Annotated in this window: 25 protein-coding genes and 1 pseudogene; 23 read left to right on the top strand and 3 right to left on the bottom strand. The window is 71.2% G+C overall.

The genetic code is table 11. From position 1 onward, the window contains the following. Positions 1-31: 31 nt before the first annotated feature. The 10 genes from VFV67_RS31360 (at position 32) to pheT (ending at position 9,177) form a co-directional block, all read left to right on the top strand. The gene (locus tag VFV67_RS31360; protein ID WP_326474313.1) at positions 32-1,612 is read left to right on the top strand and encodes a sensor histidine kinase; all 1,581 of its coding nucleotides are present in this window, start codon (positions 32-34) and stop codon (positions 1,610-1,612) included. After that, positions 1,609-2,292 carry a response regulator gene (locus tag VFV67_RS31355; protein ID WP_326474312.1) on the top strand — a complete coding sequence of 228 codons (684 nt, stop codon included), beginning with the start codon at positions 1,609-1,611 and terminating at the stop codon, positions 2,290-2,292. Before VFV67_RS31360 ends, VFV67_RS31355 begins: the two co-directional genes overlap by 4 nt. Positions 2,293-2,635: 343 nt before the next feature. Beyond that, positions 2,636-3,277, top strand: a complete 642-nt coding sequence (infC, locus tag VFV67_RS31350) for a translation initiation factor IF-3 (RefSeq protein ID WP_326474311.1) — start codon at positions 2,636-2,638, stop codon at positions 3,275-3,277. A gap of 46 nt (positions 3,278-3,323) precedes the next feature. After that, positions 3,324-3,518 (top strand): 50S ribosomal protein L35, encoded by a 195-nt coding sequence (gene rpmI, locus VFV67_RS31345; protein ID WP_326474310.1) that lies wholly within the window; start codon positions 3,324-3,326, stop codon positions 3,516-3,518. Positions 3,519-3,593: 75 nt separating this feature from the next. Then, positions 3,594-3,968, top strand: a complete 375-nt coding sequence (gene rplT / locus VFV67_RS31340) for a 50S ribosomal protein L20 (protein WP_326474309.1) — start codon at positions 3,594-3,596, stop codon at positions 3,966-3,968. Between the two features lie 35 nt (positions 3,969-4,003). Further along, a complete protein-coding gene (locus VFV67_RS31335) occupies positions 4,004-4,750 on the top strand; it encodes an RNA methyltransferase (RefSeq protein WP_326474308.1) in 747 nt (248 codons plus the stop codon). Positions 4,751-4,814: 64 nt separating this feature from the next. Next, positions 4,815-5,105 carry a hypothetical protein gene (locus tag VFV67_RS31330; RefSeq protein WP_326474307.1) on the top strand — a complete coding sequence of 97 codons (291 nt, stop codon included), beginning with the start codon at positions 4,815-4,817 and terminating at the stop codon, positions 5,103-5,105. Then, positions 5,102-5,494 (top strand): type II toxin-antitoxin system VapC family toxin, encoded by a 393-nt coding sequence (locus VFV67_RS31325; RefSeq protein WP_326474306.1) that lies wholly within the window; start codon positions 5,102-5,104, stop codon positions 5,492-5,494. The genes VFV67_RS31330 and VFV67_RS31325 overlap by 4 nt, the downstream gene beginning before the upstream one ends. A gap of 113 nt (positions 5,495-5,607) precedes the next feature. Further along, the gene (gene pheS / locus VFV67_RS31320) at positions 5,608-6,675 is read left to right on the top strand and encodes a phenylalanine--tRNA ligase subunit alpha (protein WP_326474305.1); all 1,068 of its coding nucleotides are present in this window, start codon (positions 5,608-5,610) and stop codon (positions 6,673-6,675) included. A 3-nt stretch (positions 6,676-6,678) separates the two neighbouring features. Continuing rightward, complete coding sequence (pheT, locus tag VFV67_RS31315; RefSeq protein ID WP_326474304.1) at positions 6,679-9,177, top strand: phenylalanine--tRNA ligase subunit beta; 2,499 nt, start codon at positions 6,679-6,681, stop codon at positions 9,175-9,177. Between the two features lie 57 nt (positions 9,178-9,234). On the opposite strand, the gene VFV67_RS31310 is transcribed toward pheT, so the two are convergent. Next, complete coding sequence (locus VFV67_RS31310) at positions 9,235-11,484, bottom strand: hypothetical protein (protein ID WP_326474303.1); 2,250 nt, start codon at positions 11,482-11,484, stop codon at positions 9,235-9,237. 206 nt (positions 11,485-11,690) lie between these two features. Beyond that, positions 11,691-12,388, bottom strand: a pseudogene (locus VFV67_RS31305) (DNA alkylation repair protein). 111 nt (positions 12,389-12,499) lie between these two features. Here VFV67_RS31305 and VFV67_RS31300 point away from each other — a divergent pair. From VFV67_RS31300 to VFV67_RS31250, 11 genes are all read left to right on the top strand, one after another. After that, positions 12,500-14,113, top strand: coding sequence for an alpha/beta fold hydrolase (locus VFV67_RS31300; protein ID WP_326474302.1), 1,614 nt, complete (start codon positions 12,500-12,502; stop codon positions 14,111-14,113). A 306-nt stretch (positions 14,114-14,419) separates the two neighbouring features. Next, entirely contained in the window at positions 14,420-15,415 is a 996-nt protein-coding gene (locus VFV67_RS31295) for a winged helix DNA-binding domain-containing protein (protein ID WP_326474301.1), read from the top strand. Between the two features lie 28 nt (positions 15,416-15,443). Further along, complete coding sequence (argC, locus tag VFV67_RS31290) at positions 15,444-16,472, top strand: N-acetyl-gamma-glutamyl-phosphate reductase (protein WP_326474300.1); 1,029 nt, start codon at positions 15,444-15,446, stop codon at positions 16,470-16,472. Further along, on the top strand, positions 16,469-17,620 hold the full coding sequence (gene argJ, locus VFV67_RS31285; protein WP_326474299.1) for a bifunctional glutamate N-acetyltransferase/amino-acid acetyltransferase ArgJ: 1,152 nt from the start codon (positions 16,469-16,471) through the stop codon (positions 17,618-17,620). The genes argC and argJ overlap by 4 nt, the downstream gene beginning before the upstream one ends. Further along, positions 17,617-18,519, top strand: coding sequence for an acetylglutamate kinase (gene argB / locus VFV67_RS31280; RefSeq protein WP_326474298.1), 903 nt, complete (start codon positions 17,617-17,619; stop codon positions 18,517-18,519). The genes argJ and argB overlap by 4 nt, the downstream gene beginning before the upstream one ends. Then, positions 18,516-19,697: an acetylornithine transaminase gene (locus tag VFV67_RS31275; RefSeq protein WP_326474297.1), complete on the top strand. Its 1,182-nt coding sequence runs from the start codon at positions 18,516-18,518 to the stop codon at positions 19,695-19,697. Before argB ends, VFV67_RS31275 begins: the two co-directional genes overlap by 4 nt. Before the next feature lies 1 nt (position 19,698). Beyond that, on the top strand, positions 19,699-20,619 hold the full coding sequence (argF, locus tag VFV67_RS31270) for an ornithine carbamoyltransferase (RefSeq protein ID WP_326474296.1): 921 nt from the start codon (positions 19,699-19,701) through the stop codon (positions 20,617-20,619). Then, complete coding sequence (locus VFV67_RS31265; protein ID WP_326474295.1) at positions 20,616-21,146, top strand: arginine repressor; 531 nt, start codon at positions 20,616-20,618, stop codon at positions 21,144-21,146. The genes argF and VFV67_RS31265 overlap by 4 nt, the downstream gene beginning before the upstream one ends. Continuing rightward, positions 21,143-22,345 carry an argininosuccinate synthase gene (locus VFV67_RS31260; RefSeq protein WP_326474294.1) on the top strand — a complete coding sequence of 401 codons (1,203 nt, stop codon included), beginning with the start codon at positions 21,143-21,145 and terminating at the stop codon, positions 22,343-22,345. The genes VFV67_RS31265 and VFV67_RS31260 overlap by 4 nt, the downstream gene beginning before the upstream one ends. Further along, positions 22,342-23,739 carry an argininosuccinate lyase gene (gene argH, locus VFV67_RS31255; RefSeq protein WP_326474293.1) on the top strand — a complete coding sequence of 466 codons (1,398 nt, stop codon included), beginning with the start codon at positions 22,342-22,344 and terminating at the stop codon, positions 23,737-23,739. Before VFV67_RS31260 ends, argH begins: the two co-directional genes overlap by 4 nt. After that, complete coding sequence (locus VFV67_RS31250) at positions 23,736-24,350, top strand: DNA-3-methyladenine glycosylase (RefSeq protein WP_326474292.1); 615 nt, start codon at positions 23,736-23,738, stop codon at positions 24,348-24,350. The genes argH and VFV67_RS31250 overlap by 4 nt, the downstream gene beginning before the upstream one ends. Before the next feature lies 1 nt (position 24,351). Here the strand turns inward: VFV67_RS31250 and VFV67_RS31245 are convergent, their stop codons facing one another. Next, on the bottom strand, positions 24,352-24,642 hold the full coding sequence (locus tag VFV67_RS31245; RefSeq protein ID WP_326474291.1) for a PASTA domain-containing protein: 291 nt from the start codon (positions 24,640-24,642) through the stop codon (positions 24,352-24,354). A gap of 64 nt (positions 24,643-24,706) precedes the next feature. Between VFV67_RS31245 and VFV67_RS31240 the strand changes: the two genes are divergently transcribed. Both VFV67_RS31240 and tyrS read left to right on the top strand, forming a co-directional pair. After that, positions 24,707-25,075 carry a RidA family protein gene (locus VFV67_RS31240; RefSeq protein WP_326474290.1) on the top strand — a complete coding sequence of 123 codons (369 nt, stop codon included), beginning with the start codon at positions 24,707-24,709 and terminating at the stop codon, positions 25,073-25,075. A gap of 28 nt (positions 25,076-25,103) precedes the next feature. After that, entirely contained in the window at positions 25,104-26,378 is a 1,275-nt protein-coding gene (gene tyrS, locus VFV67_RS31235) for a tyrosine--tRNA ligase (RefSeq protein ID WP_326474289.1), read from the top strand. Positions 26,379-26,768 lie beyond the last annotated feature (390 nt).

Below are 26,768 nucleotides of genomic sequence, written 5' to 3'. Positions count from 1 at the left end.
CGGTTGTGTTCATTTCGTTCACACTGTGGGGATGAGCCTGGCCCGACAGTTGCTCGTGTTACAGGTGATCATCGTGAGCCTGCTGGTCGCCGGCGGAGCGGTGTTCGTCTACCTGGACGTGGCGCGGCACGCCGAGGACTCCGCAAGGGAGAAGGTGATCTCGGTGGCCAGCACGTTCGCCGACGAGCCGACCGTGACCGAGGCGGTCGGCACGGCCGACCCGACGGCGATCCTGCAGCCGCTGGCCGAGCGGATCCGGGTGGACACCGGGGTGGACTTCGTCGTGGTGATGGACACCGAGGGACGGCGGTTCACCCATCCCAACCCGGAACAGATCGGCGGGCAGTTCCTCGGCCACACCGACCGGGCGCTGGCCGGGGAGACGCTGACCGAGACCTACACCGGGACCCTGGGCCCGTCGGTGCGCGCGGTGGTGCCGGTTTACGACCAGGACCGGCACATCGTGGCGCTGGTCAGCGTCGGGATCACGCTGAACGCGATCGCCGGCAAGGTGCGCGACCGGCTGGTGCCGCTGATCATCGTGGCGGTGCTGGCGTTGGCGGTCGGCACCGCCGGGACCTATCTGGTCAGCCGGCGGCTGCGGCGCCAGACGCACGGGCTCGGTCCGGCCGAGCTGGGCCGCAGGCTGTCCTACCACGAGGCGATCCTGCACGCGGTGCACGAGGGCCTGCTGCTGGTCGACCGGGACCGCCGGGTGGCCCTGTGCAACGACGGGGCGCGGGCGCTGCTCGACCTCGCCGGGCCGGTCGAGGGCCGGCGGATCGACGACCTCGGACTGCCGGAGCCGTTGGTGCACAGCCTGTCCGGTGCGCGGGTGGCGCACGACGAGATCCGGCTGACCGACCGCAGGGTGTTGGTGGTCAACTCGGCGCCGGTGCACGCCGGCGACGGGGTGCACGGCAGCGTGGTGACCCTGCGGGACCACACCGAGCTGCTGGCGCTGACCGGTGAGCTGAACTCGGTGCGCGGGTTCGCCGAGTCGCTGCGCTCCCAGGCGCACGAGGCGGCCAACCGGCTGCACACCGTGGTGTCGCTGGTGGAGTTGGGCCGCACCCGGGAGGCGGTGGAGTTCGCAACGGCCGAGCTGCGGATCGCCCAGCGGCTGACCGACCGGGTGGTGGGCGCGGTGGCCGAGCCGGTGCTGGCCGCACTGCTGCTCGGGAAGGCGGCGGAGGCCAGCGAGCGGGGCGCGACACTGGTGATCACCGAGGACACCGGGATCGACGACGCGGTGCTGGACGGGGATCCGGTGGCCGCCCGGGACGTGGTGACCATCCTGGGCAACCTGATCGACAACGCGCTGGACGCCGCGTTGGAGGCGGGCGGCCCGGCGCAGGTGTTCGTGACCGCGCGGGTGGACGGCGCGGAGCTGGTGCTGCGGGTGGCCGACAACGGACCGGGCGTCGAACCCGACCAGGTGCAGGACCTGTTCCACCGCGGCTGGTCCACCAAGTCCGGCGCCGGGCGGGGCCTCGGGCTCGCCCTGGTCGGTCAGGCGGTGCGGCGGGGCGGCGGCACGATCGAGGTGCGGGCCGACGGCGGCGCCGTGTTCACGGTGCGGCTGCCGGTGTCCAGCGGGGTCCGGTCGTGATCCGGGTGCTGGTGGTCGAGGACGATCCGGTCGCCGCGGAGGCACACCGGCAGTACGTGGAGCGGGTTGCCGGTTTCGTGGTGGTCGGCGTGGTACACACCGGCGCCGAGGTGCTGCGGGCGCTGCGGCAGCGCGCGGTGGACCTGCTGCTGCTGGACTTCTACCTGCCGGACGCGCACGGGCTGGACGTGTGCCGGGCGGTGCGCGCGGCCGGGCACGCGGTCGACGTGATCGCGGTGACCTCCGCGCGCGACCTCGCCGTGGTGCGGGCGGCGGTGTCCGCGGGCGTGGTGCAGTACCTGCTCAAGCCGTTCACCTTCGCCGCGATGCGGGACCGGCTGGAGCGCTACGCGCGGTTCCTCGCCGGCACCGGCAATGCCGGCGAGGTCGCCGGTCAGTCCGATGTGGACAGCTTGTTGGCGACGCTGCGCGGGCCGGACAGTCCCGCACTGCCCAAGGGAATGAGCGCGCCGACGCTGGACGCGGTGATCGCCGCGCTGCGCGGCGCCGGGGACGGCCTTTCGGCCGGCGGGGCCAGCGACGCGATCGGGGTGTCCCGGGTGACCGCCCGCCGCTACCTGGAGTACCTCGCGGACAACGGGTTCGCCGTGCGCCGGTTACAGTACGGCCAGGTCGGCCGGCCCGAACTGTGGTTCCACTGGAGTCACCCGCCTCGCTAGTCCGCCCCTCCGGGATCAACTGCTGTTGTTGCGTTCCAGCGGGAGTGCAGCAGGGCCGCCCAGCGGGGCCGCCCAGCGGGGCGCCCCGGTGTCGGTGATCCGGGCGGCGCCGGCGGCGGTGGGTGGGCGTGTCGGCGCCGACCGGTCTGATATCCTGAACGACGCGACCTGCCCCCGTGTGGGGCGGCAAAGTGGAGCCCCCGCTCCCACCCGGGTCACTCTTGAGGTGGCCGGGTCCGATCGCGGTGGCCGATGCCGGTTCGTCCGGCAGGTCACGGTGTCCCGGCGGAGCCGCCGGGGTCGGTCGGATGCGGGCCCCGTTCGCCACAGGCGACGGGGTTCGATGCTGTCGGGGGCCTCACGTGCCACCCGGGCCGCACGACAGACCTGCAGAGACCTGACCTCGGACCAAGGAGGCCCCATCAGTTCCGAGACCCGTATCAATGACCGCATCCGCGTGCCGGAAGTCCGCCTTGTCGGACCGAACGGCGAGCAGGTCGGGATCGTCCGCATCGAGGACGCGCTCCGGCTGGCGCAGGAGGCGGATCTGGACCTCGTCGAGGTCGCCCCGACGGCCCGGCCGCCGGTGTGCAAACTCATGGACTACGGCAAGTACAAGTACGAGACCGCCCAGAAGGCCCGCGAGTCGCGCCGCAACCAGCAGCTCACCGTGATCAAGGAGCAGAAGCTCCGGCCCAAGATCGACACGCACGACTACGAGACCAAGAAGCGCAACGTCGTGCGCTTCCTCGAGCACGGCAACAAGGTCAAGGTCACGATCATGTTCCGGGGCCGCGAGCAGTCCCGGCCGGAGTTGGGTTTCCGGCTGTTGCAGCGGCTCGCCGACGACGTCGCCGACCTCGGCTTCGTCGAGGCGACGCCGAAGCAGGACGGCCGCAACATGATCATGGTGCTGGCGCCGCACAAGACCCAGAAGGCGCGCCAGCGGGCGACGACGCCGAGTGCCGGCTCCGACCCGGAGTGACCCCGCCGGTCACGGCGAACCATCCGATACAGATCGAGGAACAAACATGCCCAAGCAGAAGACCCACACGGGGACCGCGAAGCGTGTCAAGGTCACCGCGGGCGGCAAGCTGCTCCGTCAGCAGGCGGGTCTGCGTCACAAGCTTGAGAAGAAGTCGAGTGAGTTGACCCGGCGCCTGTCCGGTACGACCGAGGTGTCCAAGAAGGACCGCCGCCGGGTGAACAGGCTGCTCGGCCGCTGACCGTTCGGCCGATTTGAGACCCTTGACCATCTGGGTGGCCACCCATGCCGCCCACGAGCTCGACAGGACGGATCAGTGGCACGCGTCAAGCGGGCGGTCAACGCCCACAAAAAGCGTCGCACGACTCTTGAACTTGCCAGCGGTTACCGGGGGCAGCGCTCGCGCTTGTACCGCAAGGCCAAGGAGCAGGTGCTCCACTCGCTCAACTACGCCTACCGGGACCGCCGGGCGCGCAAGGGGGACTTCCGGCAGCTGTGGATCACCCGGATCAACGCCGCGGCTCGGCAGAACGGCATGACCTACAACCGGTTCATCCAGGGCCTGCGGGTGGCCGGCGTCGAGGTGGACCGCAAGATCCTCGCCGAGTTGGCGGTAAGTGACCCGACCGCGTTCGCCGCGCTGGTGGCCGTCGCCCGCGAGAACGCTCCGGCCCAGGGCAAGGCTTCCTGACCGAGAGTCCGCCGTATACGGAGCGGACGCCCAGGGTGGCCGCCGCCCGGCAGCTGACCAGGCGCTCCGGGCGTGAGCGGGCCGGCCGGTTCCTGGCCGAGGGGGCCCAGGCCGTCCGGGAGGCGCTCGCCTTCGGCACGGTGCACGAGCTGTTCGTGACCGTGGATGCCGCCGCCCGCAACGCTGAGCTGCTGCGCGATGTGGGTGTGCCGGTGTCCACGGTCACCGGCCGGGCGGCCGCCGGACTGTCCGAAACCGTGACGCCGCAGGGGATCGTGGCGGTCTGCGATCTGGTCGACGGGCCGCTCGACGCCGCTCTCGCCGGCTCCCCGCGGCTGGTCGCGGTGCTGGCCGGGGTGGCCGACCCGGGCAATGCCGGCACGGTGACCCGGGTGGCCGACGCGGCCGGCGCGGACGCCGTGCTGTTCGCCGGGGACACCGTCGATCCGCACAACGGCAAGTGCGTTCGGGCGTCGACCGGCAGCTTGTTCCACCTTCCGATCACTCGATCGCGTGATGTTGGTGCGACCCTGGCCGCGTGCCGGGCAGCCGGCCTTAGGCTTCTGGCCGCGGACGGGACCGCCGAGAACGACCTGGGCAGTGTCGATCTGGCCGGCCCGACCGCCTGGGTGTTCGGCGGCGAGGCTCACGGCCTACCGGAAGCGGCGCGCGCGGCGGTCGACCAACTCGTTCGGATCCCGATCTACGGTCGGGCCGAGAGCCTCAACCTGGCCACGGCCGCCGCGGTCTGCCTCTACGCCAGCGCCGGCGCCCAGCACTGACCGGCAGAAATGTGCCTACTTGTTGTACTCTCATGTAGGCACATCTATCCAGAGGGGGTGCGCCATGACCGTGGTCAGCATTCGCGAGTTCTCGTTCAACCCGAGCGCCATGTTCGCCCGCGTGGAGCAGGGCGAGACCATCGAGATCACCCGGCACGGCAAGGTGATCGCCGAAGTCCGCCAACCGAGCCCACACATGAGCAAGTACGACGAGTTGGTCGCCAACGGCACCATCAACCCGGCCTCCGGCCAGCTCACCGCGGGCGACTGGGACAAGTTCACCCACATCGAGGTGCCCGACGACGTCGACCCGCTGGCGATCCTGTTTGAGATGCGCGAGGGTGAGCGGTATTGATCTACCTCGACTCGTCGGCGCTGGTGACGATCGTGGTCGAGCGGCCGCATGCCAAGGCGCTGCGGAGGTTCCTCGACACCCGTGCCACCGAAAAGCTGGCCACCTCGACCATCGGCATGATCGAGACGGTCCGGACCTGCGACCGGCTCGGCAACTATCCCAACCTCCTGCCGCGCCTGCTCCGCGAACACACCGAGATCACGGTCACCGGCCTGATCCGGGACGCCGCGGCGAACGTGCCCGGTCCGGTCCGGTCGCTTGACGCGATCCACATCGCCAGTGCGGAGGCGCTGGGCCGGGAGCTGACCGCGTTGGTCACCTACGACAAGCGGATGGCGGAGACGGCGCGGCAGAACGGGTTGCCGGTGGCGATGCCGGGCCTCGAGTAACCGAGTTCGAACCGGGTGTGGCCATCACCTAAGATCGTGGTCTGCTCGCTGCTGACGCCGCAGCCACGAGCCGGCCACACCTGGCCACAGAATCCAGGAGCTGTACACCAACCATGTCCGGAGCCAACGACTCCTACGATCCCAAGGAGGTCGCGGCCCTTGCACCGGAGACGCTGCAGGCCGCCGTGGAGAAGGCGCGCGAGGAGTTCTCCGCCGCCGCGGACCTCGCCGCGCTCGCCGCGGCCAAGCCCGCGCATCTCGGCGACAAGTCCCCCCTGCTGACCGCCCGCCGGGAGATCGGAGCGCTGCCGCCCGCGGCGCGCGCCGAGGCGGGCAAACGGGTCAACGAGGCGCAACTCGCGGTGCGCGCCGCCTTCGACGAGCGGATGGCGCAGCTGCAGGCCGAGCGGGACGAGCGGGTGCTGGTCGAGGAGCGGGTCGACGTCACGTTGCCGTGGGACCGGTTCCCGCGCGGCGCCCGGCACCCGATCACCACGCTGTCCGAACGGATCGCGGACGTGTTCGTCGGCATGGGCTGGGAGGTCGCCGAGGGACCCGAGGTGGAGACCGAATGGTTCAACTTCGACGCGCTGAACTTCAAGAAGGACCACCCGGCCCGCACGATGCAGGACACCTTCTACGTCGCGCCGGAGGGTTCGGGTCTGGTGCTGCGCACGCACACCTCCCCGGTGCAGATCCGGACGCTGCTCGAGCGCCAGTTGCCGGTCTACGTGGTCTGTCCCGGCCGCACGTTCCGCACCGACGAGCTGGACGCCACACACACCCCGGTGTTCACCCAGGTCGAGGGCCTTGCGGTGGACAAGGGCCTGACCATGGCGCACCTCAAGGGCACGCTGGATGCCTTCGCCAGGGCCATGTTCGGCGACGAGGCCCGGATCCGGCTGCGCCCGTCGTACTTCCCGTTCACCGAACCGTCCGCAGAGCCCGACGTGTGGTTCACCGCCAAGAAGGGCGGCGCGGGCTGGGTCGAGTGGGGCGGCTGCGGCATGGTCCATCCGAACGTGCTGCGCGCCTGCGGGGTCGACCCCGAGGTCTACTCTGGCTTCGCGTTCGGCATGGGGATCGAGCGAACCCTGCAGTTCCGCAACGGGATCCCGGACATGCGGGACATGGTCGAAGGTGACGTCCGGTTCACCCTGCCGTTCGGAACGGAGGCCTGAGCCGTGCGGCTCCCCGTCAGCTGGTTGCTCCAGTACCTCGCGACCGACCGACAGTTCTCCGCGGACGAGATCGCCGAGGCGTTCGTTCGGGTCGGCATCGAGGTCGAGGACGTGCGCCGGCTCGACTCGGTGACCGGTCCGCTCATCGTCGGCCGGGTGGCCGAGATCGAGGAGCTGACCGGTCTCAAGAAACCCATGCGGTTCTGCCGGGTCGAGGTGGCCGAGCCGGATGACGAGATCACCGGCGAGCGGACCCGCGGGATCATCTGCGGCGCGACCAACTTCGTCGAGGGCGACCTGGTGGTGGTCGCGCTGCCCGGCACGGTGCTGCCGGGCGGGTTCACCATCACCGAGCGCAAGGCGTACGGGCGGTTGAGCCAGGGCATGATCTGCTCGGCCCGGGAGATCGGCCTCGGCGACGAGCACGGCGGGATCCTGGTGCTGCCCACGGGCGACTCCGGTGCCGGCGACGACGCGATCGAGCTGCTCGAACTGAACGACACCGTGATCGAGCTGGCCATCACGCCGGACCGCGGCTACTGCTTCTCGGCCAGGGGGCTGGCCAGGGAGCTGGCCTGCGCGTTCGACGTGGCCTACCTGGACCCCGCGGCGATCGAGGTACCCCCGGGCGACGGCCGGTCGGTGCCGGTGAAGATCGAGGATCCCGAGGTGTGCCGGCGGTTCGCGGTGCGCAGGGTCTCCGGGGTGGACCCGACGGCGCCCACCCCGTGGTGGATCCGGCGGCGGCTGGCGTTGGCCGGGATGCGGTCGATCTCGCTGGCCGTGGACGTCACGAACTACGTCATGCTGGACACCGGCCAGCCCATGCACGCGTTCGACGCCCCGTCGCTGTCCGGCGGGATCTCGGTGCGGCGGGCCCGGGCCGGGGAGAAGCTGGTGACGCTGGACGACGTGGAGCGGGTGCTGGACCCGGACGACGTCGTGGTGTGCGACGAGTCCGGGCCGATCTCACTGGCCGGCGTGATGGGCGGGGCCAGCACCGAGATCCGACCGGACAGCACGGACATCCTGCTGGAGGCGGCGAACTGGGATCCGCCGTCGATCGCCCGGGCGGTGCGCCGGCACAAGCTGCCGAGCGAGGCGTCCAAGCGGTTCGAGCGGTCGGTCGATCCGGCGCTTCCGCCGGTGGCGCTGGAGATCGCCGCGCGGCTGTTGCGCGACCACGGCGAGGGCAGCATCCGGCCCGGCCGCACCGACGAGGGGGCTCCGCTGGAGCTGCCGGCCATCAGGATGCCGATCGACCTGCCCGACAGGACCGCGGGCGTGGTTTACGAACGCGGCGTGACCGTGGACCGGCTCCGGCAGGTGGGCTGCCGGCCCGAGGTGGACTCCGACGACGAGGGCCGCCCCATGGTCGTCGCGGTCCCGCCGTCCTGGCGGCCGGACCTCGAGCAGCCGGCCGACCTGGTGGAGGAGGTGCTGCGGCTGGAGGGCTACGACACGATCCCGAGCGTGCTGCCGACCGCGCCGGCCGGCACCGGCCTGACCCTTGCGCAGCGCCGCCGCCGCACCGTGTCCCGGGCGCTGGCCGCCGCCGGCTACGTCGAGGTCCTCCCGTTCCCGTTCGTGTCCCCGGCCGTGTGGGACGCCTTCGGACTGTCCGAAAAGGACAGTCGGCGGCGCACCGTAAAGATCCTCAACCCGCTCGAGTCGGACCGCGACGAGCTCGCGACCACGCTGCTGCCCGGCCTGTTGGACACGTTGGTGCGCAACGTCTCCCGCGGCGCCCGGGACGTGTCCCTCTACCACGTCGGACAGGTCGTCCAGCCGCGCGCGGCGCAGGTCGAGGTCCCCGACCTCGGCGTCGCCGACCGCCCCTCCGACGACGAGATCGCCGCCATGAACGCCGCGCTCCCGCAGCAGCCGGTGCACGTTGCCGTCGTGCTGGCCGGCAACCGCCAGCGCGCCGGCTGGTGGGGTCCCGGCGAACCGGCCGGCTGGGCCGACGCCGTGGCGGCGGCCCGCCTCGTCGCCAGTGCCGCCGGTGTCGAACTCCGGATCCGCGCCGCAGACCTGCTCCCCTGGCACCCCGGCCGGTGCGCCCAGCTCCTGGTCGGCGACTGGCCCGTCGGTCACGCCGGCGAGCTCCACCCCAAAGTCGTCGAGGCCCTCAACCTCCCCAAGGCCACCGTCGCCATGGAACTCGACCTCGACGCCCTGCCGCTCACCGAACCCCGCCCCGCCGTCGCGGTCTCCGCCTACCCACCCGTCCTGTTGGACGTGGCCCTCGTCGTCGACGCCACCGTCCCCGCCGCCGAGGTCGCCGACTCCCTGCGCTCCGGCGCCGGCACCCTCCTCGAGGACCTCAACCTCTTCGACGTCTACACCGGCGACCAACTGGCCGAGGGCAAACGCTCCCTCGCCTACTCCCTGCGCTTCCGCGCCTCCGATCGCACCCTCACCCTCGAGGAAGCCACCACCGCCCGCGACGCGGCCATCGCCGCCGCCGCCACCCACCACGGCGCCACGCTCCGCGCCTGATCAGGACAAGGGTCGCGCCCGGTTCGGCGGCCGCCGAACCGGGCGCTGCGGGACTGGTCAGCCCAGCTTGCACGGGTTTCCGGTCGGGTTGCCCGGCTTACCCTCGACGTTGGCCTTGGCCTCGCCGATCACCAGGTCGGTGAGCAGCGTGTCGAGCACGACGGCCTGTTGCGTCACGCTGGTTGCGGTCGTCGTGGTGCTGTTGAGCCGCAACGAGCCGATCAGCAGCGGGATCGTCAGGGGAGCGCTGCCGACCGTGATGGACACCCCGTTGATCCGCAGGCTGGCGATGCTCGAGGAGCCGGTGAACTGTGGCTGCAGCCCGTTCGGCCCGGCGACGCACCGCGCGGTCGCCGTCGATTGGATCAGGCCGAGCTGGATGTTCACCAGGGTCGCCGTGACCCGGGTCGACTCCACCCGGGCGGTCGACGTGGCGTTGTCGAGCGTCGTGGGTGGCAGCCCGGTCAGGCTGTCCGGGGTCTGGTCGGTGCGTGCGGTCAGCGCGTTCGCCTGCACGCCGAGGATCCCGGAGCCCAGCGAGATGTTGACCACCTCGCGGAAGTCGTCGGCGCACGGCACGTCCGGCGGGTTCGCCCTGGCCACGATGATCCCGGCCAGGTTGAGCGCGGTGGCCTGGCAGGAGAACACGCCGGTCCGCTCCGCGGTCTTGATCCGCAGATCGGCCAGCACCGGGCTGGTGCCGTTCGGGGCCGCCCGCAGGGTCGCGCGGGCCTCGATGTAGCGACCGGTCAACGAGAACACCGCGCCGTTGCCGACCGGGACGAACGCCTCGCCGGCCAGGCCCGCCTCGGTGTCGGCCGCCCGCGCCTCGACGGTGATGCTGGTGCCCGGCGGGACACTGCCCTGCGGCTCGGTGTTCCAGGTGATCCGGCCCCAGGTCTGCCCGGTCACGCCGCCGTCCTGCACCACCGACCAGGTGCCGACCGGCGCGGTGATCTCACCGAGCACGGATCCGGTCATGTCGCTGTAGTTGTACGGCGCCGCGCCGGCGCCGAGGTCCACGGTCAGATCGACCGCACCGACCGGGAAGCCACCGCCGCCGATCGGGCCGGCGTCGGGATCGATCCGCATCGCGTTGTTGGTGTTGAGGTTGGCGACCCAGATCTTGCCGTTGCTGTCCACCGCCACGCCGGTCGGTCCGGCGCCGCCGGGCAGCGGCACGGTGCCGACGAAGGTGCCGTCGGTGCGGATGTGCCCGACCGTGGTCTGCGGGCCCAGAATCGAGTGCGCGACCCACACGTTGCCGGCGGAGTCGACGGCGACGCCCTGGGCGAACGTGTTGCCGTGCGGGTAGGAGTTGAGCACGTTGCCGGCCGGGTCGAGCTCGACCACCTGGTCGCCGCCGAGCAGGGTGTGCCAGACGTGGTTGGTGTTGGGATCGAGGCCGAGCCCGTAGTCGCCGTGCGTGGTGTCCAGGCAGGCGCCGGTGTTCGGGCCGGGCTCGTAGCGCAGCAGGTTGTTGCCGTACCGGGCCGACCACAGCGTGCCGGCCTGGTCGATCAGACCGCCGTAGCCGCCGCAGCCGAAGTTGACCTCCGGGCCGACCAACTGCCCGGTCATGCCGGAGACCCGCTGGTGGTCGCTGTCCGCGCCGCCGGTCCAGATGTCGTTGTTGGCGTCCACGGCCACGGTGCGGGTGTTGGTGCCGGGTACCCGGGTGTAGTTGATCAGGCACTCGTCCGTCGCGGTGTCCACGCCGCCGTCGTTGTCGACCCCGCCGGCGTTGGTCCACGGCCGGATGTCGCCCAATCCGCGCGAGGTCGCGATCAGCCCGTCGTTGTTGCGGTCGACGCAGGTGTTGTAGCCGAACGGCCCGAGGAGGAAGTCGCCGGCCGGGTTGGGCGTTGCGTCGCCGTTGACCCGGGTGCCGCCGACCACGACGCCGATCCGGGTGACCGAGCCGTCCGGATCGCCGTCGCCGTTGTAGTCCTGGAACTCGTCCCGGTTGGACAGCCAGGTGTTGCCGAGCCGGTCGACCGTCGTGCGGGACGGGTTGCGGAACCGGCCGTCCGGAGCCGACCACCACTCGCCGAGGATCGCACCGGAGTCGACGTCGATGCGCACCATCGTGCCGCGGCCGGAATTGGCGATGTTGACGAACGGGAAGAACACGCTCGACTTGTCGAGCTGGAGTTGATTGTTGTTGGGTGCGTCGTGGTTGACATCCTGCAGGACGCCTTGATCGAAATCCGCGTCCAATGTGTAGAGAACATCGGTTCCCGGCACCGGTGCGGCGGCGGCAACGGGTGCCGAGACGGTGATCGGGACAATCGCAAGTGTGGTCACAACCAGGCCGCTGAGCAGCCTTGATCGTGATCTTATTCGGATTCTTGAGCGCATGGCATATCCCTCTCAGAGGTGTGGTCCGGAAGCCGTGAATGGCCCACACTGGCGTCGGGCGCTCGATAGTAAATGTTACGGGAAACGAAGTTAATCACCAGGTAAAACAGTGTATTAGTCGGAAGGTGATATCGGCGGTCACATTCCGTGAACTATCCGAGGTGTTTGGTCGCCTCCCGGCGGGACAGCGTGGACAGGGCCGGGTGGGTGTCGACGAACGCGCGCACCCAGCCGGGCTCGGTCTTGGCGAACTCGCGCAGCGCCCAGCCGATTCCCTTGCGCAGGAAGAAGTCCGGGTCGCCGATGTTGGCCTCGATGCACCGGCCGAGCAGGTCCACATCGGTCGCGTGCTTGGCGCCGAGCTGGCAGATGATCGACGTCCGGCGCTTCCACGGGTCCTGGTCGCGGCTCCAGGTCAGCATCGCCGGGGTGAGCACGGTGGGGTGGGAGCGGAGCAGCGGGCCGATCCGCCGGTTGGCCACCTCGTCGACGAAGTCCCACCACGCGCCGGTGACGACCAGCTCCTCGTACAGCCCGAGCAGCTCCGGGCGCTGCCATGCCCGGTCGCCGTGGCCGGTGAGGTCGATGGCGAGGTAGCGCTCCTCGCGGTACCGGGCACCGCGCCACAGCTCGAGCACCGTGGCCGCCCAGACGTCCATGTCGGACAGTGGATGTGCGCCGAACACCCGCCGTGCCAACGCGGCGCGTGCCGGTTTCGGTACGCCACGAAACGGCATTCCGACTTCATGTAGCGCTGCATCTCCGGCGCCTTGGCCGGATCGGCGAGTTCGGCGAGGCCGTCCCGGACGGACCGGACGAGCGCGCGGTCGAACGAGGTCACGGCGGTCATCCTGCCGGTAGTCGATCCAACAATGCGACGAAGGTCGGTTCCGCATCGGACCGTTGACAGGCAAGCTCGGTCGCGCGTCGTGGATCAGATGCTGTTCGGCGCAGGAAAAGGATGAAAAGGGGCAAAGTGAAGAAATTGATCGCCGTGGCAGCCGCCACGGTTGCCGTCGTGGGCGGGCTGGTCATGGTGCCCTCCGCCCAGGCGGCGCCGCCGCAGAGCGCTGCGGACTACACCCCGCCGCCGGTCGGCTGGGGCGCCTGCGAGCACCCCCGGCTGGTGGATGCGGGCGCGGAGTGCGGGTTCGTCGAGGTGCCGCTGGACTATGCCAAGCCGCGCGGCACCAAGATCCAGCTCGCGGTGTCGCGGGTCAAGCACAAGACGCCGGACGCGCAGGCGCAGGGCCCGATGCTGGTCAACCCCGGCGGTCCGGGCGGCTCCGGGCTGATCTACGCGATCTTCGGTGAGTTCGTGCCCGGCGGTGCCGGGGACAGCTACGACTGGGTCGGGTTCGACCCGCGCGGGGTCGGCTCCAGCCAGCCGTCGCTGAACTGCATCCCGGACTACGCCGGCTACAACCGGCCGTTCTACGTTCCGGTCACCCCCCAACTGGAGCGCACCTGGCTGAACCGGTCCCGGGACTACGCCCGGGCGTGCGACCGCAACCAGCATGAGCTGCTCAAGCACCTGAAGACGGTCGACTCGGCGCGCGACATGGACAGCATCCGCAAGGCCCTGGGTGCGCCGCAGATCAACTACTACGGGTTCTCGTACGGCACGTACCTCGGCCAGGTCTACGGAACGCTGTTCCCGGACAAGTTCCGCCGGGTGATCTTCGACGGCAACGTCAACGCGCAGCGGATCTGGTACGACGCGAACATCGACCAGGACCTCGCGTTCGACCGCAACATCAAGATCTACTTCGACTGGGTCGCCGAGCACGACGACAGCTACCACCTCGGCACCACCGGCGCGCAGGTGGAGCGGCTGTTCTACACCGAGCAGGCCAGGCTGCTGCGGGCACCGGCCGGCGGCGTGATCGGGCCGGACGAGTGGGCCGACCTGTTCCTGCAGGCCGCGTACTACGTGTACGGCTGGGAGGACGTCGCCCAAGCGTTCTCCGGTTGGGTGCACGACGGCGAGGTGCAGCCGCTGATCGACCTGTACGGCTCCCCGCCGTTCGACGACAACGGCTACGCGATCTACCTCGCGGTGCAGTGCACCGACATCCAGTGGCCGACGGACTGGGACAAGTGGCGCCGGGACAACTGGCGCACCTTCCTCCGGGCTCCGTTCGCGACCTGGGGCAACGCCTGGTTCAACGCCCCGTGCCTGTACTGGGGCGCCCGGGCCGGCACCCCGGTGCGGATCGACGGCAGCCGGGTGCGGAACGCCCTGCTGATCAACGAGACGCTGGACTCGGCCACGCCGTACGAGGGAGCGCTGGTCACCCGCCGGCTGTTCCCGAACTCGGTGCTGATCGAGGGTGTCGGCGGCACGACGCACTCCGGTTCGCTGTCCGGCGTGGCGTGCACCGACGACCGGATCGCGGAGTACCTGAGGACCGGGGCGCTGCCGGCGCGGGTGCCCGGCAACCGGTCCGACGTGCAGTGCCCGCCGGTGCCCCGGCCGGATCCGTCCGCCGCGGCACAGTCCAGGACGGCGGCCGCCACCGGCACGTCGGTGGCCGACCTGCGCCAGGAGTTCCTGAAGTCCTTCCGGCGCTGACCCCCACAGCAGCGACGCCCCGCCACCGTGCCACGGTGGCGGGGCGTCGTCGTGTCAGGCACCTGCCGGTCCGGTTCACAGTGGATCATTGAGGCAAGTCTCGGCCCAACCAACGCAACCTCAGGGGTACCGTGACGGCACCCAGCCACAATCACCCCGTAATCCGCACGTTCGCTGGAACGCAACAACAGCAGTTAATCCCGGAGAGGCGGAACAGCGAAGATCCTCAGCGACCGCGCGCTGAACCGGGCCCTGCTGCACCGCCAGCTGCTGCTCGAGCGGGCCGGCCGCACCGTGCCGGACGCGGTGGAGCATCTGGTCGGCATGCAGGCCCAGTCCCCGAACGCGCCATACGTCGGCCTGTGGTCGCGGCTGACCTCGTTCGCGGTCGACGACCTGGTCACCGCGATCACCGACCGCACGCTGGTCCGGTCCAGCCTGATGCGCGGCACCATCCACCTGGTCAGCGCGGCGGACTGCCTGGCGCTGCACCCGCTGACCAGGACCATCCTCGAGCGGGCCGTGCGCGGCGGACCCGGCCTCCCGGCGGCCGGCGTGCTCGAGGAGGTGCTCGCCGAGGCGGCCGGGCTGCTCGCCGAGCAGCCGCGCTCCCTGGCCGAGCTGCGCCGGCTGCTCGGGGACCGCCGGCCGGACCAGGATCCGGAGGCGCTCGGCCGCGCCGCGCGCTACCTGTTGCCGCTGGTGCACGTGCCGCCGAAGGGGCTGTGGGGGCACAGCGGGCAGGCCCGGCTGACCACGGTCCGGGCCTGGCTGGGTCGCGACGTGCAGCCGCACGGGGATCCGGCCGCCATGCTGCGCCGGTACCTGGCCGGGTACGGCCCGGCCAGCGTCAAGGATGTGCAGACCTGGAGCGGCCTGCCCGGATGGCGGGCCACGTTCGCCCAGCTCGACCTGGACACGTTCCGTGACGAGCGGGGCACGGAGCTGTTCGACCTGCCGGACGCGCCGCTGCCCGACCCGGACACCCCGGCGCCGGTGCGGCTGCTGCCGGAGTACGACAACTGCCTGCGTTCGCACACCGACCGGCTCCGGGTGATGTCCGCCGAGAGCTGGGCGGCGCTGTTCGCCACGAAGAACGACGCCCCGATGCCGGCCTTCCTGGTCGACGGCTTCGTGCGTGGGATCTGGCGGCTCAAGGCGGACCGGCGGACCGCCACGATCGTCATCCGGCCGTTCACCCCGCTGACCAAGCGGCACGCCGCGGCCGTGGTTGCGGAGGCCGAGCGGCTGCTGGCCTTCGCCGCTCCGCACCTCGACGTCCGGTCCGTGCAGGTTGAGTGAAGTTGCATAGTTGTGCATACTCATCCACATGGTCTTCAGGGCGGCGGTCGCCGGCGCGAGCGGATACGCCGGCGGTGAGCTGCTTCGCCTGCTGCTCGCCCACCCGAACGTGCAGATCGGCGCGCTCACCGCGGGCGGCAACGCCGGCACGCCGCTCGGCCAGCACCACGCCCACCTGCCGCCGCTTGCCGACCGGGTTCTCACCGACACCACCCCGGACGCCCTCGCCGGCCATGACGTGGTGTTCCTCGCGCTCCCGCACGGACACTCCGCCGCCATCGCCGCCGCGCTCGACGAGCACACGCTGGTCGTCGACTGCGCCGCCGACCACCGGCTGACCGACCCGGCGGACTGGCAGCGCTGGTACGGCGGCGACCACCCCGGACACTGGCCGTACGGGATGCCCGAGCTGTCCGGCTGCCGGGACGCGCTGCGCGGCACCCGGCGGGTCGCCGTCCCCGGCTGCTACCCGACGGCCGCCTCGCTCGCCCTGGTTCCGGCGTTCACCGCCGGTCTGGTCGAGCCGGACGTCACCGTGGTCGCGGTGAGCGGGACGTCCGGCGCCGGGCGCAGCCTCAAGCCGAACCTGCTCGGTTCCGAGGTGATGGGCTCGGCCAGCGCCTACGGCGTCGGCGGCGCGCACCGGCACACCCCCGAGATCGCGCAGAACCTCGCCGGCCTCGCCGGCACCCCGGTCACGGTGTCGTTCACCCCCGTGCTCGCCCCGATGCCCCGCGGCATCCTGGCCACCTGCTCGGCGCGGGTCCGGTCCGGGGTGGACGCCGGGGCGGCCCGCGCCGCCTACGAGAAGTACGGTCAGGAGGAGCCGTTCGTGCACCTGCTGCCGGACGGCGTCTGGCCGGCCACCGCGAGCGTGCTCGGCTCGAACGCGGTGCACCTGCAGGTGACCGTGGACCGCGATGCCGGTCGCCTGGTCGCCGTGGCGGCGATCGACAACCTGACCAAGGGCACCGCCGGTGCCGCCGTCCAGTCCATGAACATCGCCCTCGGCCTGCCGGAGACCGCCGGCCTGACGACAGTGGGAGTCGCACCGTGACAGTGACAGCGCCGAAGGGGTTCCGGGCCGCGGGCGTGGCCGCCGGGCTCAAGTCCAGCGGCGCACCGGACGTGGCCATCGTGCTCAACGAGGGCCCGGGAGACGCCGCCGCCGCGGTGTTCACCGCCAACCGGTGCAAGGCCAACCCGGTGCTGTGGAGCGAGCGGGTGCTCGCCGAGCGCCGGGCCCGGGCCGTGGTGCTCAACTCCGGCGGGGCCAACTGCTACACCGGTCCCGAGGGCTTCCAGAACACGCACGCCTCCGCAGAGCTGGTGGCCGAGCTGCTCGGTCTCGGCGCGGCCGACGTCGTGGTCTGCTCGACCGGGCTGATCGGCGAGCAGCTGAACCGGCCCCGGCTGCTGGCCGGCATCGAGCACGCCGCCGAGGCGCTCACCGCGGACGGCGGGGCCGCGGCCGCCACCGCGATCATGACCACCGACAGCCGCAGCAAGCAGGCGGTGCACGCCGGTCCGGGCTGGACGGTCGGCGGGATGGCCAAGGGCGCCGGGATGCTGGCGCCGGCGCTGGCCACCATGCTGGTCGTGCTCACCACCGACGCCGCCGTGGACGGCGAGACCGCCGACCAGGCGCTGCGCGCGGCCTGCCGGGTCACCTTCGACCGGCTCGACTCCGACGGCTGCATGTCCACCAACGACACCGTGCTGCTGATGTGCAGCGGCGCGTCCGGGGTCACGCCGGACTACCCGGAGTTCGCCGATGCGGTCCGCGCGGTCTGCCATGACCTCGCCCAGCAGCTGCTCACCGACGCCGAGGGTGCCGAGCACGACATCGCCATCGAGGTGGTCGGGGCCGCGTCCGAGGACGACGCGGTGCAGGTGGGCCGCGCGATCGCCCGCAGCAACCTGTTCAAGTGCGCGGTGTTCGGCGGGGATCCGAACTGGGGCCGGATCCTGGCCGCGGTCGGCACCACGGCGGCGGCGTTCGACCCGGCCAACCTGGACGTCGCGATGAACGGGGTGTGGATCTGCCGCAACGGCGGACCGGGAGAGGCGCGCGACAAGGTGGACCTGTCCGGCCGGGAGGTCACCGTCACGGTCGACCTCAAGGCCGGGACCGACGCGGCCACCATCTGGACCAACGACCTGACCCACGGCTACGTGCACGAGAACAGCGCCTACTCGACATGACCGATCTCACCGGCGAACGGGCCGCGGCGACGGAGAAGGCCGCGGTGCTGGTCGAGGCACTGCCCTGGCTGCAACGCTTCCACGGCGCCACGGTCGTGGTGAAGTACGGCGGCAACGCCATGGTCGACGACGAACTGAAGACCGCGTTCGCCCAGGACATGGTGTTCCTCAAGCTCGCCGGGCTGCACCCGGTGGTGGTGCACGGCGGTGGGCCGCAGATCACCGCGATGCTGACCAGGCTGGGCATCCCGGGTGAGTTCCGCGGCGGCCTGCGGGTCACGACGCCGGAGGCCATGGACGTGGTCCGGATGGTGCTCACCGGCCAGGTCAGCCGGGAGCTGGTCGGGCTGATCAACGCGCACGGGCCGTACGCGGTGGGCATCTCCGGTGAGGACGCCCGGCTGTTCACCGCTGAGCGGCGTACCACGACGGTGGCCGGCGAGGTGATCGACCTCGGCCTGGTTGGCGACGTGGTGGCGGTCCGCACGGACGCGGTGCTGGACATCGTGCGGGCCGGCCGGATTCCGGTGGTGTCCAGTGTGGCCCCGGACAGCAACGGGGTGACCCACAACGTCAACGCCGACACCGCGGCCGCCGCGCTGGCCGTGGCCGTCGGCGCGGAGAAGCTGGTCGTGCTGACCGACGTCGAGGGCCTGTACGCGAGTTGGCCGGACCGGTCCTCGCTGCTGGACGTGATCCGCGTGACCGAGTTGGAAAAGCTGCTGCCGGACCTGGCCAGCGGGATGATCCCGAAGATGGAAGCCTGCCTGCACGCGGTGCGCGGCGGGGTGCCCCGGGCGCACGTGATCGACGGGCGGCTGGCGCACTCGGTGTTGCTGGAGATGTTCACCAGCCATGGCGTCGGAACCATGGTGCTCCCGGACCTGGAGGACGAATGATCGCGTCCAACGTGGATGGTCAGGACCGGTGGCGGGCGGCGCTGATGGACAACTACGGCACGCCCGCGCTGAGCCTGGTGCGCGGCGAGGGCGCCTACGTGTGGGACGCCGACGGAAACCGCTACCTGGACCTGGTCGGCGGCATCGCGGTCAACGCGCTCGGGCACGCGCACCCGGCCGTCGTCGCCGCGGTCACCGAGCAGATCGCCCGGCTCGGCCACACGTCCAACCTGTACATCAACCCGGTCACCGTCGAGTTGGCCGAGACGCTGCTGGACGTGGCCGGGCTGACCGGGTCGGCCAAGGTCCTTTTCTGCAACTCGGGTGCCGAGGCGGTGGAGGCCGCGGTGAAGCTGACCCGGCTGTCCGGACGCAGCAAGATCGTGGCCTGCGAGGGCGCGTTCCACGGGCGGACCATGGGCGCGCTGACCCTGACCGGGCAGCCGGCCAAACGGGAGCCGTTCCAGCCGCTGCTGCCGGACGTGGTGCACGTCCCGTTCGGACACACCGGCGCGCTGGAGTCCGCCGTGGACGAGCACACCGCCGCGGTGTTCCTGGAGCCGACGCTCGGCGAGGGCGGCGTGTGGCCGGCGCCGGACGGCTACCTGCACCGGGCCAGGGAGATCACCGCACGGGCCGGCGCGCTGCTGGTGCTCGACGAGGTGCAGACCGGGATCGGCCGGCTGGGCTCGTGGTTCGCCTTCCAGCAGGCCGGGATCACCCCGGACGTCATCACCCTGGCCAAGGGCCTTGGCGGCGGGCTGCCGCTCGGCGCGGTGATCGGCGTCGGGGCGGCCGGCGAGGCGTTCCGGCCCGGCCAGCACGGCACCACGTTCGGCGGCAACCCGGTCGCGAGTGCCGCGGGGCTCGCCGTGTTACGCACGATCGCCGCCGACGGCCTGTGCGCGCACGCCGCGGCGATGGGCAAGGAACTGGCAGCGGGCATCGAGGAGCTGGGGCACCCGCTGGTGGCCGGCGTGCGCGGTACCGGGCTGCTGCTCGGCATCGTCCTGCGCGAGCCGGTCTCCGCCGGGGTGGCCAGGGCCGCGCAGGCCGCCGGCTACCTGGTGAACAACGTGCAGCCGGACACGATCCGGCTGGCCCCGCCGCTGATCATCGACCACGAACAGGTGGCTGGCTTCCTCGAGGCGCTGCCGGCCGCGCTGGAGACGAGGTGACGTGGTCAGGCATTTCCTGAGGGACGACGACCTCGCCCCGGAGGAACAGGCGGCGGTGCTGGACCTGGCCGCGGCCATGAAGCAGCAGCCGCTCGGCCGGCGCCCGCTGGCCGGGCGCAGTGTCGCGGCGATCTTCGAGAAGAACTCCACCCGCACCCGGCTCTCCTTCGAGGTGGGCATCGTCCAGCTCGGCGGGCAGCCGGTGATCATCGACGGCCGCACCATGCAGCTCGGCCGGGAGGAGACCATCGAGGACACCTCCCGGGTGCTGTCCCGGTACGTGGACATGGTGGTCTGGCGGACCTATGCCCAGGCCCGGATGCAGGCGATGGCCTCGGTGTCGGCCCTGCCGGTGATCAACGCGCTGACCAACGAGTTCCACCCGTGCCAGGTGCTTGCCGACCTGCAGACCGTGCGCGAGCGGCACGGCCGGCTGGCCGGGTTGACCCTGACCTATCTCGGCGACGGCGCGAACAACATGGCGCACTCGCTGATGCTCGGCGGGGTCACTGCGGGCCTGCAGGTGCGGGTGGCCACCCCGGACGGGTTCCAACCGCATCAGGATTACCTGCTCGACGCCAAGAACCGCGCCGCCGCGACCGGCGGTGGCGTGTCCCTGCTGACCGATCCGCACGCCGCCGTGGACGGTGCGGACGTCCTGGTCACCGACGCGTGGACGTCGATGGGCCAGGAGAACGACGGCCGGGACCGGATCACCCCGTTCCGGCCGTTCCAGGTCAACGCCGACCTGCTGGCCAGGGCCGCCCCTGGCGCGATCGTGCTGCACTGCCTGCCGGCGCACCGCGGCGTCGAGATCACCGACGAGGTACTCGACGGCCCGGCCAGCGCGGTGTGGGACGAGGCGGAGAACCGGCTGCACGCCCAGAAGGCGCTGCTGACCTGGTTGCTGGAGCACGGATGACGAGTCCGGGACTCACCCGGGTGGCCAGGCAGGCCCGGATCGTCGAGCTGGTCAGCTCGATGGGTATCCGCAGCCAGGCCGAGCTGGCCAAGCTCCTTGCCGCGGAAGGGATCGACGTCACGCAGGCGACTTTGTCCCGGGATCTCGACGAGCTCGGCGCGGTCAAGCTGCGCGGGGCGGACGGGGGTGTCCCGGTCTACGTGATTCCGGAGGACGGCAGCCCGGTCCGCGGCGTGCAGGGTGGCACCTCGCGGCTGGTCCGGCTGCTGGCCGAGCTGCTGGTGTCCGCGGACGGCTCGGCCAACCTCACCGTGCTGCGCACCCCGCCGGGCGCGGCGCAGTTCCTCGCCAGCGCGATCGACCGGTCCGCGCTGCACGAGGTGGTCGGCACGATCGCCGGCGACGACACGCTTCTGGTGATCGCCAGGGAGCCGTTGACCGGTCGGGAACTGGCCGACCGGTTCATCGGCATGGCCGCCCGACTGTCCACAATAGACGTTACAGAAGACAGGGAGAATCGCGAATGACCGAGCGGATCGTGCTCGCCTACTCGGGTGGGCTGGACACCTCGGTGGCGATCGGCTGGATCGCCGAGGAGACCGGTGCCGAGGTGGTCGCCGTGGCCGTGGATGTGGGCCAGGGCGGCGAGGACCTCGACACCATCCGCAAGCGCGCGCTGGACTGCGGCGCGGTCGAGGCGGTGGTCACCGACGCCAGGGACGAGTTCGCCGACCAGTACTGCCTGCCCGCGCTGCGGGCCAACGCGCTCTACATGGACCGCTACCCGCTGGTGTCGGCGCTGTCCCGGCCGCTGATCGTCAAGCACCTGGTCGAGGCCGCCAAGTACCACGGCGCCGGCACGGTGTCGCACGGCTGCACCGGAAAGGGCAACGACCAGGTCCGGTTCGAGGTCGGCATCGGCGCGCTCGCGCCCGACCTCAAGGTGCTCGCCCCGGTCCGGGACTATGCCTGGACCAGGGAGAAGGCGATCGCCTGGGCCGAGGACCGGCAGCTGCCGATTGACCAGTCGAAGAAGTCGCCGTATTCGGTCGACCAGAACGTCTGGGGCCGCGCGGTGGAGACCGGGTTCCTCGAGGACATCTGGAACGCGCCGATCGAGGACGTGTACGCCTACACCGCGAACCCGGCCACCCCGCGCGAGCCGGACGAGGTCGTGATCAGCTTCGAGTCTGGCGTTCCGGTGGCGGTGGACGGCCAGCGGTACACCATGCTGCAGATCGTCCAGCTGCTCAACCAGCGGGCCGGCGCGCACGGCGTCGGACGGCTGGACATGGTCGAGGACCGCCTGGTGGGGATCAAGTCCCGGGAGGTGTACGAGGCGCCGGGGGCGATCGCGCTGATCACCGCGCACCAGGAGCTCGAGTCGGTCACGGTCGAGCGGGACCTGGCCCGGTTCAAGCGGCAGGTGGAGCAGCGCTGGGCCGAGCTGGCCTACGACGGCCTGTGGTTCTCCCCGCTCAGGGACGCCCTGGACGCGTTCGTCGCCAGCACACAGGAGCACGTCACCGGGGACATCCGGATGACCATGCACGGCGGCCGGGCGGTTCCGACCGGCCGGCGCAGCGAGCGGTCGCTGTACGACTTCAACCTGGCCACCTACGACGAGGGCGACACCTTCGACCAGTCCATGGCCAAGGGCTTCGTGCAGCTGTGGGGCCTGCCCAGCCGGATCGCGGCCAAGCGCGACCAGCATTACCCCTCATGAGCGGACTGTGGGGCGGCCGGTTCGAGTCCGGCCCGGCCGGCGCCATGGCCGCGCTGTCCTGCTCGACGCACTTCGACTGGCAGCTGGCGCCGTACGACATCGCCGGGTCGCGCGCGCATGCCCGGGTGCTGCACCGGGCCAAGCTGCTCACCGACGACGAGCTGGCCGCGATGCTCGCCGCGCTGGACGCGCTCGCCGCCGACGTCGGCTCGGGGGCGTTCGTCCCGTTGCCGCAGGACGAGGACGTGCACTCGGCGCTGGAGCGCGGGCTGCTCGAGCGGGCCGGCACCGAGCTCGGCGGCAAGCTGCGGGCCGGCCGGTCCCGCAACGACCAGATCGCCACGATGTTCCGGATGTGGTTGCGGAACGCGGCTCGTCGGGTGGCCGCCGGAGTGCTGGACGTGGCCGGCGCTCTGGTGGCGCAGGCCGAGGCGCACCCGGACGCGCCGATGCCCGGCCGCACCCACCTGCAGCACGCCCAACCGGTGCTGCTGGCCCACCATCTGCTCGCGCACGTGCAGGCGCTGCTGCGGGACGTGGACCGGCTGCGCGACTGGGACCGGCGGGCGGCGGTCTCGCCGTACGGGTCGGGCGCGTTGGCCGGTTCCTCGCTGGGTCTGGACCCGGTGGCGGTCGCGACCGAGCTGGGGTTCGACGCCGCGGCGGAGAACTCGATCGACGGCACCGCGTCCCGGGACTTCGCCGCGGAGATCGCGTTCTGCCTGGCCATGCTCGGGGTGGACCTGTCCAGGATCGCCGAGGAGGTGATCATCTGGAGTACCGCGGAGTTCGGCTACGTGGTGCTGGACGACGCCTGGGCCACCGGCAGCTCGATCATGCCGCAGAAGAAGAACCCGGACGTGGCCGAGCTGACCAGGGGCAAGTCCGGCCGGCTGATCGGCAACCTGACCGGGCTGCTGGCCACGCTCAAGGGCCAGCCGTTGGCCTACAACCGGGATCTGCAGGAGGACAAGGAGCCGCTGTTCGACTCGGTGGACCAGCTCGAGCTGCTGCTGCCCGCGGTGGCCGGCCTGGTCGGCACGCTCACCTTCGACACCGCGCGGCTGGCCGAGCTGGCCCCTGCCGGCTTCACCCTGGCCACTGACATCGCGGAATGGCTTGTGCGGCAAGGGATTCCGTTCCGGGTGGCGCACGAGGCGGCCGGCGCCTGCGTCCGGCTGGCCGAGTCCCGCGAGGTGGGACTGGACGAGTTGACCGACGCCGAGTTGGCCGGCATCCATCCCAGCCTGACCTCCGAGTTGCGTAGTGTGCTCACCGTGACCGGTTCGATCGCCTCGCGCGACGCCTATGGCGGTACGGCCCCCGACCGGGTGGCCGAGCAGTTGCACCGTGTGGCCGGTCGTCTCGCCGACCACCGTGCGTGGATTTCGTGACCGGGCCGATCACGCGCGCGGAACTGGCCATCGATCCGGTCGAAGCCGCCCGCCGGCTGATCGGCTGCGTGCTGGAGTCCGACCTGCCGGACGGGGTGGTGCGGGTCCGGCTCACCGAGGTCGAGGCGTACCGCGGCGGCGACGACCCGGCGTCGCACTGCTACCGCGGCCGCACCGCGCGCAACGAGGTGATGTTCGGCCCGGCCGGCCACCTGTACGTCTACTTCGTCTACGGCATGCACTTCTGCGCCAACGTGGTGGCGCTCACCGACGGCGTGCCCGGCGCCGTGCTGCTGCGCGCCGGCGAGGTGGTGTCCGGTGTGGACGTCGCCACCCGCAGGCGACCGAGCGCGCGCAGCACGACCGAGTTGGCCAAGGGCCCGGCCCGGCTCACCGGCGTGCTCGGCCTGGACCGCCGGCACAACGGCGTGGACCTCACCGACCCCGACTCGCCGGTGCGCCTGCTCACCGGCGACCCGGTCTCGCCCACCGACATCCGGGTCGGCCCCCGGATCGGCGTCGCCGTCGCCATGGACGTCCCCTGGCGCTTCTGGCTGTCCGGCTCACCCACGGTCAGCACCTACCGCCGCGGCGGCAAACGCGCGCGCTGAGCTACGTCTCGCCGTGGGCCCGGTTGCTCCGCACCGGCGGCAGCGGCCGGCGCGGCTCACGCACCCCGCTGCCGTCCTCCGGCGGTATCCGCACCCACACCGTCACCGGATCCCATCGGTTCAGCCGGGTGCGCGGCTCCGGCAACTGCCGGATCACGATGCCGTGCAGCAGCGGCTCGGCGCTGTCCGGATCGGGTCCCTGCAACAGCAGACCGCGGTCGTGCCCGGTGAGCCAGGCGTTCAACGCCTGCATCCCCCGGAAATCGGGCACCTCGATGGTCGGCTCGGTCACCGCGACCGACGCTACCCCCGGAAACCGGTCGTGCCAACGGTCCCCGGCTCGTTACCGTGCCGGAGTGCGGCTCGAGTCGATCTTCCCCCAGCCCCGCGCCTACGCGCAGGGCACCCTGGTGACCGGCGCGCGGCGGCTGCTGTTCGTCAGCGGCCAGGTGCCCGAGACCCCCGAGGACGGCATCCCGGCGGACTTCGCCGGGCAGTGCCGGCTGGCCTGGCGCAACGTGGCGGGCGTGCTCGCCGAGGCCGGCATGACGGTCCGCGACCTGGTCAAGGTCACGATCTTCCTGTCCGATCGCCGCTTCCGCGAGGAGAACGCCGAGATCCGGCGCGAGGTGCTCGGCGATCACTGCCCGGCGCTGACGGTCATCATCACCGGCATCTATGACGAGGCCTGGCTCCTCGAGATCGAGGGCCTTGCGGCCGACTGACCGGGTGCGTACAGGAAGATACCTAGCCGTGGGTGAACACATTCTCGACGAGCTGGCCTGGCGCGGGCTGATCGCGCAGTCCACCGACCAGGACGCGCTTGGCCGCGACCTGAACGCCGGACCGGTCACGCTCTACGCGGGTTTCGACCCGACCGGTCCCAGCCTGCACGCCGGCCACATGGTCCCGCTCCTCGGCCTGCGCCGGTTCCAGCGCGCCGGGCACCGTCCGATCGTGCTGGCCGGCGGCGCCACCGGCATGGTCGGCGACCCGCGGGACGTCGGGGAGCGCACCATGCAGTCCCTGGACACGGTGGCCGAGTGGACCGAGCGGATCCGCGGGCAACTGGAGCGGTTCGTCGACTTCGACGACTCACCGACCGGCGCGCTGGTGGCGAACAACCTGGTCTGGACCGCCGATCTCCCGGTGACCACGTTCCTGCGCGAGGTCGGCAAGCACTTCTCGGTCAACGTGATGCTGGCCAGGGACACCATCAAGCGCAGGCTGGAGACCGACGGCATCTCCTACACCGAGTTCAGCTACATGCTCCTGCAGGCCAACGACTACCTGCAGCTGCACCGGCGGCACGGCTGCCGGCTGCAGATCGGCGGTGCCGACCAGTGGGGCAACATCATCTCCGGGGTCGATCTGGTCCGCCGGGTGGACGGCGCGGCGGTGCACGCGCTGACGCTGCCGCTGGTCACCGACTCGGAGGGCCGCAAGTTCGGCAAGTCCACCGGCGGCGGGAACGTCTGGCTGGACCCGGCGATGACCTCGCCGTACGCGTGGTACCAGTACTTCGTCAACGTCGGCGACCAGGACGCCCTGCGCTACCTGCGGATGTTCACGTTCATCGGCCGGGAAGAGATGGCCGAGCTCGAGCGTTGCACCGAGCAGACTCCTCAGCTGCGGCAGGCTCAGCGCCGGCTGGCCGAGGAGTTCACCACGTTGGTGCACGGCGAGCGGGAGACGCACCAGGTGGTCGCGGCGAGCCAGGCCCTGTTCGGCCGGGGGGAGCTGCGCGACCTGGACGCCGCCACGCTCGACGCGGCGATGGCGGAGGTCCCGACCGGGACCGCCCCGCTGACCGAGTCGCCGACCATCGTGGATCTTCTGGTGACCACCGGCCTCGCGCCCGGTCGCGGGGCGGCGCGCCGGACGGTCAACGAGGGCGGGGCGTATGTGAACAACGTCAAGGTCGCCGCGGAGGACTGGCGGCCGGGACCGGACGACCTGTTGCACGGCAAGTGGTTGGTGCTGCGCCGGGGCAAGCGCAACATCGCCGGGGTGCACCTGGTCCGCTGATGACAACGCTGTGACCAGCGGGTTTCCGTCGGATGTATATCGATTTGACCATCGCGACGGCCGCGGTGTAACTTCGTTGACGCCGGAACGGAACGGGCTCGGACTTCGAGAACGGGTGCCGGCAAGGGGGTCGCGAACCAAGCTCCCACAGCGAGTGGTAGAGTGGGCGACCGTTGGCTCGGAGGGATTCGGGCCGGACAAAGCAAACGCAGTACTCAGCCCCTGCGGCGCGCCATGTGCGTTGCGGTAGGTGCGCGTGTGTTGTTTGAGAACTCAACAGTGTGCCGATTTAAGCCAGTAGAGCTTTATGTTTTGTGAACCTTTGTTGGTTCTTTTTGAGTTGGGCTAGGTTTTTTTGGAGAGTTTGATCCTGGCTCAGGACGAACGCTG

The sequence above is a fragment of the Actinophytocola sp. genome, assembly GCF_035762905.1.
Lineage (GTDB): Bacteria > Actinomycetota > Actinomycetes > Mycobacteriales > Pseudonocardiaceae > DASYTH01.
This window is presented reverse-complemented; position numbering and strand designations above follow the sequence as displayed.